The sequence below is a fragment of the Lactiplantibacillus fabifermentans DSM 21115 genome (assembly GCF_000498955.2).
Classification (GTDB): domain Bacteria; phylum Bacillota; class Bacilli; order Lactobacillales; family Lactobacillaceae; genus Lactiplantibacillus; species Lactiplantibacillus fabifermentans.
Genome location: NZ_AYGX02000133.1, coordinates 1 through 11,300 on the forward strand (window position 1 = coordinate 1; position 11,300 = coordinate 11,300).

Sequence of the window (11,300 nt, forward strand, 5' to 3'; positions counted from 1 at the left end):
ATTATGACGCTGACTATTCGCATTTATTTGTCTAAAATCTTGACATAGGAGCCGTTCAACCGTGTGATTACTCGTCGCCACCCCTTCACTCTTTAACGTATTAGCTAACTTAGCTGGCCGAATAAGTTGACCTAAATCATCTACCAAGAATCCAACCACGGCCTTTAAGGATTCAGTATCCCTGATGTTAGCTCGCATGGAAACATCATTTAGAACAATCGTATCGTAAATTCCAGATAGCATATCATCCTTAATATTAGGCGTCGCTAAAACAACCGCGGGGAACCCGCCATAAGTTTCGTATTCTTCAAAAGCTTGATCAATTTGTCGAGAATTCTCTTTAATCTTACGTGCCATTAAAAATTCTTTGAATGAAAATGGATAAATAGGAATTTCAACATATCGCCCACTTAGTAAGGTTGATAACTCACCAGATAGCATTTTGGCATTAGATCCAGTCACCACAATATCACAATTAAAACTGGCATGAATACCGTTCACAACTCGCTGCCAGCCATCGACCATTTGAATTTCATCCAGCATCAAATAGAAGTATTGGTCGTGGTTAAGCCGTGGTTGTAACAGGTCAATCAATTGTTGCGCATCACGTATCTTTAATAATTCGAACGCTTCAAAGTTGAGATAGATAATCTGGTTAACATCGATTTTCTGTGTTATCAAATAATCTCGGTATAACTTCAATAACACCGATTTACCCGAACGGCGAACACCAGTAATAATTTTAATCGTATCCGTATCTTTTAACTGAATTAATTTTCTTAAATAAGTCGGCCGTGAAATCATGTTAGATTCTCCATTCATTTTGGAAGTATACTTCCATTTTTATGATCTGATCTTTTTTTGGAACTATACTTCCATTTCTGACCAACCTTTCTCATTCACTTGTTTAAAGCACCCCCAAAAGTAACTATGCTTTGATTGCTTCATACAATCAACCAGGGCTCCAGCTAAAATTGATAGGCAATTTCAGCTGGAGCCCTGGTATTATTTGATAGTTATTAAGCTAAGACTTGTTTAACCGCGGCATTAACCGCATCTTTTTCATCATTAATCAAGGCGACGCGACTTTCGATAACTTTCGTGTCCATCTTGATTTCACGCGTCAACATTGGGTCGGCGAGTTTTGGTTCAAAGAAGGCTTTGAATTCTGCTAACCGGGCACTGGTCTTGAAGACGCCGGTAATAACGGTGATATAAGTTGGGAATTCCATATCGCCACCAACGGTCTTTTCTAACCAAGCCCAGTCTTGGCGAATCCAGTCCCAAGCGGCTTGTTCGCCAGCATCGTTGGCTAAGACGCCGCGGAACCAAGCGCGCAAGTCTTGCGGCTTAATGGTATCGGCATCTTCAAACTTCGTGACTAACTTTGCTACTAACGCGGGATCAGTCGTTGCTGGTAAGGCCGCACTGATATCCGCCTTGAAACTAGCATCGGCGGTGGCGCGATGTTCGGCTAACAATTGGTCGAACAAGGCCGCGCTACCGTAGTTTTGAACTTCGTTACGCAAAACTAAGACCCGGACATCGGCCGGTAGACTGCTCAATTGTTGGGCATTGGCCGTAAACAATTGATGCGCAGCTGCTAACGTGTCGGCGTTCTTTGCATATAACGATGCATTCAAAACGTATGGACGGGTCAATTGGTCATCGAAGGAGTCATCCGCCTTTGCGGTCCAGCCTAAACGCGCCACTTGACCCGCACTCAGCGTATCAAACAATTGTTGTAATTGTTTTTCAGCCGCTGAATCTGGCGTGACGAACTTCTTCAAGTCGCCGGCGATGCGGTACAAAGCTACATTAACCACGGTGGAGTGGCTGTTGGCAAAGCGTGGCAACAATGGCACGACGTCGGCGTAAGAGATTTGACGACCTTCTGCTAATAACCGCAAGTCTTGCAATAATTGCAATTGGGTAATGGCATCAAAATCTTCAACATTCGCCAAAATATCAGCCAACAACGTTTGGTCGTATTTGACAATAAAATGCGAGTTGTTGCCGACGTTCAAGCGGAATGGCGTCTTAGCCGCATCCCGTAAGGCCTGATAATCACCCAAGACGACCCGTTCGTCCTTGAAGATTTCCGGAGCGGCATCGTAATTGCTGTTCAATGGAATTTGCCATTGGCGATTAGCATCATGGCCGTCACCGACGAAGAATTGTTGTTGTGACAAGGTCAATTGGCCGTTCACAACTTGGGCTGTGACAACTGGATAACCGGGTTGTTCCAACCACGAATTCATGATGGCACCCACGTTTAAGCCGGCCGCGTCACCTAATGCCGCCCATAAGTCGGCTCCGGTGGCGTTGTCATAATGATGAGCCGCGAAGTAATTCTTTAAGCCCTTCCGTAAGGCGTCATCGCCAATCATGGCCCGGACCATGACTAACATCCGGGCACCCTTGGCATACACAATTGCCCCATCGAATAACGCATCAATTTCAGCGGGATTGTTAACTTGCACGTGGACCGATTGCACGCCATCCGTAGCATCGCGTTGCAACGCAGCCGGTGCTTCGGAAGTTTGGAACGTTTCCCAGATGTGCCAGTCGGGTTCTAAGGCATCGATGGCAACGTATTCCATCATGTTGGCAAAACTTTCATTTAACCAGAGGTCGTCCCACCACTTCATGGTTACTAAGTCACCGAACCATTGATGGGCGAGTTCATGGGCAATGACGGTGGCAACCCGTTGCTTGATGTCTAAAGCGGTGTTATCCGGATCAAGCAACAAGTAGGCTTCGCGATACGTCACTAAGCCCCAGTTTTCCATGGCGCCGGCCGAGAAGTCTGGCAAGGCTAATTGCCATGAATGTGGCAATGGATATGGCGTTTGATAGAAGTCTTCGTAAAATTCAATCGAGCGCTTGGCGATGTCTAACGCAAAGTCGAGTTCGTTGGCTTGATGCGCTTTTGTACCGAAGACACCAATTTGCACGCCGCTCTTAGTCGTCGTTTGCTTGCCTTGCAATTCACCAAAGGCAAACGCGATCAAGTACGTCGACATCCGTTTAGTCGTGTCAAAATAGTGTACGCCATTTTCGGTGCGGATTTCCGGCATGTTGCTCAAAATCGTTTCGTCAGCATGTTCGTCAAACTTGATGGCCAAATCAAAGGTTGCTTTAGCTTCGGGTTCATCGACACACGGGAATGCTTGACGGGCGGCATTAGTTTCAAACTGCGTCCCGATGATTTGTTTGCGTTCACCGTTCACTTGATAATAAGATGGATAAATCCCCATCATCGTATCAGTCAATGGCGCCGTATACGTAATCGTCACGGTATTTTCGCCAGTCGCTGGCAACGTGATGTTTAACGCGTCTTGCGTTGCATCTTCGCTGAACGGTACGGCTTGGTCCGCAACGGTGACGGCACTCACCGTCAAATCTTTTTGATGGATGGCGATAGCTTGGTCCTTGGCATCACCGGTAATCGTGGTTTTCCCACTAATAACTTTAGTCGCACGATCGATATCAATATAAATATCGTAGTGCGATGGTTGAAATTTCTCATAAAAACGGGTTAATTCTGCCATGATATTCTCCTTGATTTGTTAGATTAGTTTCATTATACGCTAAAAGCCCACGGATTGCGTCGTTGAACGTGGCGTTTTTGGCGACAAAACATACCAAGAGTGTGCCAAAAGGCGGTTAGTTTGCGAGCATTAACGTGGAAGCGGCAATTATGTCCGGGCTTTGGGCATGGTTGCCACTTCCGGGTTAAGCGGAACAAACTGCCTTTTTGCACACGTTTCGACAATAAAAATGATAAAAGACTAGAATGGTGCCTGATGAACGTTAAATTTCATTAGGCACTATTTTAGTCTTTTCGCCTTACATATCGAGCCGCGCCGCTAACACGGCCGTCGTGAATTTATCCAAATCTAAATTATGCGCGGCCGACGCCTCCACTAAGTAAGCTGGCAATTCGACCGGTACCGCCACCTTCACTGGAAAGCGTTGGCGATACATCGTCAAATCAACTGCGACATATACCGCTTGGGCATGTTCAGGTAAGGTGAGCTCATTTAATTTTGATGGTGCCGGCAAGTGCGGTTGTCGTGATAACACTTGCCCAATCAGCAACATTGCGCGGTTAACCCCATCCACAAAGTCTTCGCCTTGCGTTTCGCCACCAGCAATATCTGGAATCGTGACGTGCACGCCTTCACCCGCGGCCGTCACGATAATCGGATACGTTACAATTTCAGTTGTCATGAAATCCCCCTTATGCGTTTTTGACATCTTCACAACGCTTCAAGGATAGCAATCTTTTAAGGGGACGCCCAATAAAACCACGTATAAAAAATGACGACCAAATATAACGGCCGCCAGTCATAATTATTTTGATTTTGCGGCATTACGCCGGGCATCATGCAATGTTTTGAGCGCCCGTTTCCGAGACTTCAAATTACTACTTTTCAACCGCCGACGCGCACTTGCTAAATCTTGTTTTTCCATTAGAATCAATCCTCTCGTTTTAAATAGTAATTATTACTATTTAAATATAACAGATTGTCTGTTTAAAAGCGATTAATGTTCTTGCGGTTGATCAAATAAGCAATCTGGTCGGCCGCAGCCACACCGGACTTGGGCCCATTCCGGGTTGTATGCTTGCGTCCAACGCGCGATACCTTGCAGCATGGGAATCGCGGCTTGCCCTTTGACCGTTAAGGCATATTCCACGCGCACGGGCATCTCATCATATTGGGTGCGCGCGACAATCGCATCCGTCGTCAATTCTTTGAGCGTTTGGGCCAAGACCGCATCCGTCACACCGGATAAATTGGCCTTCACTTGTTTATAACGCATGGGCCCGCCATTCATCAGCGCACAAATAATGCGCGTCTTCCATTTGCCACTCACGCAAGCCAGTCCCGCTTCTAACGGATTTCTGATATCTTTAGTTAATTTTGGTGTATACATTGGTAGCTCCTTATCCCCGTCATAATCCATACTATGTAATTTATGAGTAACTCATTGATTAGCTAAGGTCTGTTTTTTCCAGCAGTGATTGCCTACACTAGACCATAACTTGATAGGAGGAATTTTTATGACAGTTCATGCATATTTACAAATTACGATGACCATTGCCCCCGCTAACCGGGAAGCAGCGGCCAAAGTTTATACGGCTTATCGTAACCCATTTTTAACGACGATTCCAGGCGCCAGTACCAAGGACCTACTGATTCGCGATGACGACGTGCAAGTGTTGCATGGCTTTGAGAGCGTCGCACAGGCGCAAGCCTACTTAAACAGCGACTTATTCACCAAGCATGTCTTCGCGGAGCTCCAGCCGTTATGGCAAGGTCAACCCGATGTGCGCATCTACACCGTGGCTTAAATTGGCTGCAAATTAAAACGCCACTACGTAAAAGTGACGTTTTTTTAGTCTAATCAGACCAATCTGGTAATTGTAATAATTGTTGTTCAACTTGTTCCCAATCACGCGTCATCAACACGTGCGTAAATTGTTTTAAGGCTAAGCCCACAGCCGGCGCGTCATAGGTGTGGCCCGCGGTGGCATAACAATGGGCACAAGCGCGTAAATAAACGGCCCACGGTTCAATCAATTGTGGTTGATGTTGCAATTTAGCGACAACTGCTGCAGCCAGTTCTTTAGTAGCCGCCGCAATATCGGCCGGTTCCAAATCATAATCGGTCACATTTTCCATCGCCGCTTCAATCGGAGCATCTACACTTTCGTCGGGGGCCAAGTCAATTAAGACCGCCACTAAAAACTCGTCATCCCACCATGGATGGTCACTAATGAACTCGGTTAACTCCTCGGGTTCGCCCGACCAGAGGGGATTAAAGGCCGCCCGAATGCGGCGTAAACCTAAATTATTAAACGAATGCGGATAGCGTGGCCCCCGCCGTAACGCCTTCATTAAATTCTTGAGACTATCCGCGCCCGGATGCGGATCATGGACGATTTCATAAGCGATGCGCCCGTCTGATAATTGTTCGGTCGTCATAATATGGTTACCTGGTACTTCAATATCTAATAAATCTTCGAATGAAGCAACAATTTCTTTTGCCATCTTGGTGGCCTCCCTTGCTAAGCCCTGTTTTATCTGCCAGCTCGATTATACCGCAGCCACCCGTGATTAAACATCTAATGCGATTAATATTTTTATCAATCACTTCACCGCCAACCTAACGCCCATCGACAGACAATTATTGTCATTCATTTAAATTTGTTAGCACGGTGCTTAATTCAGTCGCTAAAGTCTGCTGCTCGTCAAAAATATACTCATTTGCCCAACCTAACTCATCATCGGCGACCCACCAATCCCGCATCTCATTGGCGCCAAAAGTGGCCGCTTGTGGTCGGGTTTGGTGGCGCGCTAACGTGGTAGCAAACGGGAGGTCAAAATAATAAACTACCGTGTGTGTAAATTGCGCTTGCAGGCGCGTGAGCATGGCGGCGTACCGGGTCCGCACTAAAATGCCTTCCACAATGACTAACGGTACCCGTCCGTTACCGTAAAGCGCGATTTGTTCAATCAGCGGAATCGCTAAATTATGCGGGCGATCCCGCACCATCAACATTTGCCGCCGCACGACATCTTGTGACACTAACAATGCGCCCGGTACCGCGGCTTGGATGTGTTGCGCTAACGTGGTTTTTCCACTGCCGGAATTACCGCGAATAATAATCAACTTTGTTTGCATTATCATTACTCCAATTATACTAAAACCTGCTAGTCTTACTAACCATTATAATGGTCAAAATAGGTTGTCGCATGGGCCTTAATGGCCGTCACGACCGGTCCTTTAGCATCAGCATACGCTTGCATCGTCGGCCATTCTTTCGCCGCTAACTCCGCTTTGGTGGCCCGATACCATTGGCGGTCAGCCGTATCATGCCGTAGCCAATCGCGAAAATGTAACATTTGCTGGGCTTCCGAACAACCCTCACTAAAGACGTGGATGTGTAATGGCCGCGTCGTGCCACGAAACATGCGGTGGTGATGCCAATCTGGTTCCCGAATCCGTAAGATATAACCGGCCTTCGTCAATTGTGGCACATACACCGCTTCATCCGCCGCATCCGGAACTAATAACAAAATATCGATAATCGGTTTGGCACTTAGATCCGCAATCGACGTCGAACCGACATGCTCAATACGAAGCGCGGTCGCTCCTAACGCTTGCTTGATTTTCCGCTGTTCAACCGCAAACTGCGCCGGCCACGTTGGATCAGCCGCCACTAGCTGAATGGTCGGCTGCTGTTCGATGGCTCCTAAAGTAACTTGTTGCAAATAATCCGCTGTCATTGCCTCACCTCCAAGTCAAAATGTTCGCAATCATCCTTCTAAATAAATATATTAATACAAGGAAGAAGGGTTGACCATGCATAAAAAACGTTGGGGTATCGGCATTGCGCTTATTTTAGTCGTGGGCCTAGGTACATATTTTTATTGGCACTATCAAAGCACCAAAACCACCCTGGTCGATGGCACGAATACTTCGGCCGTGATTGCTTCGGATAAGGAATTTTATCAGACCTTAATCAAAAAGTATCCGAAATTAAAAACGACGCTCGACCAAGATGAAAAACCTGAAACTTATGTCATTCCAGGACTAGTTAGTACGAAAAGTGTCAAAACTAGCAGTAAAGCGACCGGTATCAGCAAAGATATGGACCCGCAAGGCTTAGCCGTCACGGACAAATACGTCATTATTTCAGCATACAGTCGTGATAAAAAATATAATTCAGTGCTCTACTTCTTAAATAAAAAGACTGGCACCTTCGTGAAACAAATCGTCTTACCAAACACGTCGCACGTCGGCGGCCTCGCGTATGACACCGTCAGTAAGCGGTTGTGGGTCACCACTGAAGCTGGCACCACGACTGCCACCTTGTCCGCTTACGACGCGAAAACGTTAACCAGCGCTAACTTTGAAAAGACGCACACCACGACCAAGTTCGACCACGTCATCACCTTGCCGAACGTCAAACGGGCGTCATTCATTACTTATCATAACAATGCGTTGTACGTTGGTTATTTCAACTTGACCAACCAAGGCAAATTTTTGAGTTATCCATTAAAAGACAGCGGGATGCCCGACGTCACTTCGGTTAAAAACACCGATTTGCGGGGCAGCGATATTTACCAAGGCAGTTACAAAACGAATAAACGGCTGCAAGGAGTCGCCTTTTTTAAAGGCCAAATCTTATTCTCACAGTCATACGGCACCAAAGATTCGAAGCTGTTGACATTTGATAATGACGGTCAAAAATCTTGGATTAATTTCGACAACGACGATATCTTGAAAGAAGTCGCCTTGCCACCCTACCTGGAACAAATCGTCGTCGACGGCGGCAACTTGTACGCGCTGTTTGAATCCGGCGCTAAAGCTTATCGGAATGATAAATCGACGTTCCATTCCGATCGAGTGATTAAGTTAAATTTAACACCACTATTAAAGTAAAAGACCGAAAAGTCACCCCACTGCATCGCGGCAGTGAGGTGACTTTTGTGTCCAATACATCATTCATCTCAGGCTACCAATTAATGACGTTACTAAACCTCGCAGTTAGGTGCTTTTGGTTCAATGTTCACGATTGAAATCAGCTCCATAAACGTTGACGTGACGGCATTCTAACTTCACTTTGAGGTTTACGAATCGTTCGACACACACAATTACTTCTCCTCGTAATACAACGTTACTAAACCTCGTAGTTAGGTGCTTTTGGTTCAATGTTCACAATTGAAATTGACTCGATAAACGTTGATATCACGGCATTATAACTTCACTTTGAAGTTTACGAATCGTTCGAAGCACACAATTACTTCTCCTCGTAATACAACGTTACTAAACCTCGCAGTTAGGTGCTTTTGGTTCAATGTTCACAATTGAAATCGACTCGATAAACGTTAATATGACGGCATTATAGCTTTGTTTTGAGGTTTACGAATCGTTGGAAAAGCACAATTACTTTTCCTCGTAATACAACGTTACTAAACCTCGCAGTTAGGTACTTTAGGTTCAATGTTCACAATTGGAGTCGACTCGATAAACGTTGATATGACAGCATTTCAGCTTCACTTTGAGGCTTGTGAATCGTTGGAAAAGCACAATTACTTTTCCTCGTAATACAACGTTACTAAACCTCATAGTTAGTGGCTTTTCATTAAATGCTCATTATTGAAAGCAACTGGACGAACGCTGCTATAACGGCATTCTACGCTCACTTTAAATTTTTCCAGTCATCGCAAACGCACGATTACATTACCTCGTAATACAGCGTTACTAAACCTCGCGGTTGGGTACTTTCAATGAGAAAAAACATTTCAAAACCTAAACGATGAGAATAAAACGCCTCGCAAATTTCAACAATTTGCGAGGCGTTTTTTTAACTCAATTCAGCCAACAAACAATCATAATAAACTTCCATCATCATCTGCCAATCACTAAGCTGTAACCATTCATCGCCTTTATGCGCAATCCCCTTTTGGCCAGGGAATGACGGGCCAAACGCGACAATATTTGGCATGGCGCGCGCATAGGTGGCGCCCGTGGTGGTGACCGGCGTCCCATCTAAACCGGTATCCGCTTGATAAATCTTTGAGAAGCGGTGGATAAATGGTTGGTCGGGATCATTAAGTTTCGACGGGAAGCTCCGATTGACCGTAACCGTCATGCCGGGTAAGAGTTGCGATTTCAGTTGTGTTAAGATTTGGTCTTCCGCAATGGAAATTGGGTAACGCATCGAAATATTTATCGATACTTCATCCGACTTAACTTCGGCTTGATATAACGATAATTGTAACGCCCCGGAGGCTTCATCGCTAAAATCCAGGCCTAAGTTATGACCATCATATTGGTCAGCTAACTTTGCCACGACCCATTGGAAGAAGTTCCCGGTCGTTCCGGTTAACGTTGCCAAATCTTGCGCAAGTTTGGGAATAACGTTATCGGCCATATCCGGCGCATTGCTCGGCGCTTTTTTACCGGTATATTCAACCGTTTGCCCGTTTGCGAGCATAACCGTCGCGGTATCTGGTAAATAGCTGCGGTCAAACGGTCCGGTCAAACTCGTAATTTGTTTGGTTGAGCCATCGGTAATCGGTAACGTCACCGTCAAGTCGACCAAGCCGCGTTCCCCGTAAACAATCGGAAACTTGCAATCGGGGGTAAAACCGTGTGCTGGCGCTGGTTGACTAGCCAAGTAGTACGGAATATCACGACTACCCGACTCTTCATCGGTCCCAAACATAATCCGCACGCGCCGTTTTAACTTAATCCCTTGTTCTTTGATTAAATAAAGCGCTAACAAACTGGATAAGAATGGTCCCTTATTATCTAAGGCGCCCCGCCCGTACAACATGTTGCCAACTTGCGTCAGTTGGTAAGGCGGATAGTGCCAGTCATTTTCCACATCGACGACATCCAAGTGGCCTAATACCCCGAAATATTCCGGATCATCGGTCGGGCCAGCTTCGGCCCAACCGACTGCATCACCGGCGCTACCGGTTCGAAAGCCCATTGTTTCCGCCAGTTGTAAGACGTAATCCAACGCACGCTTCGGCCCAATGCCGAACGGTGCCATGAACGTCGCGTGACCATTAACACTCGGAATTTGTAGTAATTCGTCGAAGTAATTCAAAAATTCCGTTTCGTGGTCCGCGAATAATTTTTGAAAGTCTGCTCTAATTTCCATCATAAAACTTCCTTAAACCATACTAAAGTCAATGTCGATATCTTCCAATTCCGCGGCTTTCTTTTCCTCGTCGAGATATTGGTTATCCAGCATCTTAATGAATGGATAGTAGATTAATATCCCGAGCACTAACTCGAACAGCTGCAATATCGACCCGTAAATGCTCCCCGTCGATAGCCAACCAGAAATAATTGGTGGCGTGGTCCACGGCAACATGACCCCGTTCGTATATGGCACCCAACCAAGGGTAAAGACGACCCCGGAAATCAAGGTGTTTACGACCGGCACGATAATGAATGGAATCGCAATAATCGGATTCAAAACAACGGGCAACCCGAAGATTACTGGTTCATTAATCCCGAAGATTCCGGGAACAATCGCCAATTTACCTAATTCACGAATTCGTTTAGAATGACAAATCGTTAACATCAAAATGAGGAGGGATAAGGTACTCCCGCCACCACCGTACGTGGTAAAAATATCAATGAATTGTTGCGTATAAATATGTGGTAAATGTTCACCAGCCCGCCATGCAGATAAATTATCTTGCGTTAAGGTAGATTGCAAATTTAATCCGAATTTTTGGACAAATTGTTCAGCATAACCT

At 45.8% G+C, this 11,300-nt stretch carries 12 protein-coding genes; 2 read left to right on the forward strand and 10 right to left on the reverse strand.

Annotated elements, in window-relative coordinates:
• The 5 genes from DY78_RS11170 to DY78_RS11185 form a co-directional block, all read right to left on the reverse strand.
• The coding region (locus tag DY78_RS11170; protein ID WP_235810670.1) for an ATP-binding protein at positions 1–822 on the reverse strand (822 nt) is incomplete at its 3' end.
• A gap of 197 nt (positions 823–1,019) precedes the next feature.
• Complete coding sequence (locus tag DY78_RS11175; protein ID WP_033613665.1) at positions 1,020–3,554, reverse strand: M1 family metallopeptidase; 2,535 nt, start codon at positions 3,552–3,554, stop codon at positions 1,020–1,022.
• A gap of 298 nt (positions 3,555–3,852) precedes the next feature.
• Positions 3,853–4,236 carry a hypothetical protein gene (locus DY78_RS11180; protein ID WP_024624012.1) on the reverse strand — a complete coding sequence of 128 codons (384 nt, stop codon included), beginning with the start codon at positions 4,234–4,236 and terminating at the stop codon, positions 3,853–3,855.
• Between the two features lie 123 nt (positions 4,237–4,359).
• Complete coding sequence (locus DY78_RS16185; protein ID WP_156093403.1) at positions 4,360–4,479, reverse strand: putative metal homeostasis protein; 120 nt, start codon at positions 4,477–4,479, stop codon at positions 4,360–4,362.
• 72 nt (positions 4,480–4,551) lie between these two features.
• A complete protein-coding gene (locus DY78_RS11185; RefSeq protein ID WP_024624011.1) occupies positions 4,552–4,944 on the reverse strand; it encodes a winged helix-turn-helix transcriptional regulator in 393 nt (130 codons plus the stop codon).
• A 127-nt stretch (positions 4,945–5,071) separates the two neighbouring features.
• Here DY78_RS11185 and DY78_RS11190 point away from each other — a divergent pair, with 127 nt between their 5' ends.
• On the forward strand, positions 5,072–5,362 hold the full coding sequence (locus DY78_RS11190) for a hypothetical protein (RefSeq protein WP_024624010.1): 291 nt from the start codon (positions 5,072–5,074) through the stop codon (positions 5,360–5,362).
• A gap of 49 nt (positions 5,363–5,411) precedes the next feature.
• On the opposite strand, the gene DY78_RS11195 is transcribed toward DY78_RS11190, so the two are convergent.
• From DY78_RS11195 to DY78_RS11205, 3 genes are all read right to left on the reverse strand, one after another.
• Entirely contained in the window at positions 5,412–6,062 is a 651-nt protein-coding gene (locus DY78_RS11195; RefSeq protein ID WP_024624009.1) for a hypothetical protein, read from the reverse strand.
• A gap of 142 nt (positions 6,063–6,204) precedes the next feature.
• Positions 6,205–6,696, reverse strand: a complete 492-nt coding sequence (locus tag DY78_RS11200) for an AAA family ATPase (RefSeq protein ID WP_024624008.1) — start codon at positions 6,694–6,696, stop codon at positions 6,205–6,207.
• A 38-nt stretch (positions 6,697–6,734) separates the two neighbouring features.
• Positions 6,735–7,301, reverse strand: coding sequence for a GrpB family protein (locus DY78_RS11205; RefSeq protein WP_024624007.1), 567 nt, complete (start codon positions 7,299–7,301; stop codon positions 6,735–6,737).
• A 76-nt stretch (positions 7,302–7,377) separates the two neighbouring features.
• On the opposite strand from DY78_RS11205, the gene DY78_RS11210 reads away from it, so the two are divergent.
• Entirely contained in the window at positions 7,378–8,460 is a 1,083-nt protein-coding gene (locus DY78_RS11210) for a hypothetical protein (RefSeq protein ID WP_024624006.1), read from the forward strand.
• A 925-nt stretch (positions 8,461–9,385) separates the two neighbouring features.
• Here DY78_RS11210 and DY78_RS11215 read toward each other — a convergent pair.
• Positions 9,386–10,693: a Sapep family Mn(2+)-dependent dipeptidase gene (locus DY78_RS11215; RefSeq protein ID WP_024624005.1), complete on the reverse strand. Its 1,308-nt coding sequence runs from the start codon at positions 10,691–10,693 to the stop codon at positions 9,386–9,388.
• 12 nt (positions 10,694–10,705) lie between these two features.
• Positions 10,706–11,300, reverse strand: a 595-nt coding sequence (locus DY78_RS11220; RefSeq protein WP_169817089.1) for a PTS transporter subunit EIIC, incomplete at its 5' end; no start/stop codon positions are given.

What these genes read in the sequence shown, in the direction of transcription:
- DY78_RS11175 (WP_033613665.1), bottom strand. Translation starts at nt 3,554, where the DNA reads ATGGCAGAATTAACCCGTTTTTATGAGAAATTTCAACCATCGCACTAC.
- DY78_RS11180 (WP_024624012.1), bottom strand. Translation starts at nt 4,236, where the DNA reads ATGACAACTGAAATTGTAACGTATCCGATTATCGTGACGGCCGCGGGT.
- DY78_RS16185 (WP_156093403.1), bottom strand. Translation starts at nt 4,479, where the DNA reads ATGGAAAAACAAGATTTAGCAAGTGCGCGTCGGCGGTTGAAAAGTAGT.
- DY78_RS11185 (WP_024624011.1), bottom strand. Translation starts at nt 4,944, where the DNA reads ATGTATACACCAAAATTAACTAAAGATATCAGAAATCCGTTAGAAGCG.
- DY78_RS11190 (WP_024624010.1), top strand. Translation starts at nt 5,072, where the DNA reads ATGACAGTTCATGCATATTTACAAATTACGATGACCATTGCCCCCGCT.
- DY78_RS11195 (WP_024624009.1), bottom strand. Translation starts at nt 6,062, where the DNA reads ATGGCAAAAGAAATTGTTGCTTCATTCGAAGATTTATTAGATATTGAA.
- DY78_RS11200 (WP_024624008.1), bottom strand. Translation starts at nt 6,696, where the DNA reads ATGCAAACAAAGTTGATTATTATTCGCGGTAATTCCGGCAGTGGAAAA.
- DY78_RS11205 (WP_024624007.1), bottom strand. Translation starts at nt 7,301, where the DNA reads ATGACAGCGGATTATTTGCAACAAGTTACTTTAGGAGCCATCGAACAG.
- DY78_RS11210 (WP_024624006.1), top strand. Translation starts at nt 7,378, where the DNA reads ATGCATAAAAAACGTTGGGGTATCGGCATTGCGCTTATTTTAGTCGTG.
- DY78_RS11215 (WP_024624005.1), bottom strand. Translation starts at nt 10,693, where the DNA reads ATGGAAATTAGAGCAGACTTTCAAAAATTATTCGCGGACCACGAAACG.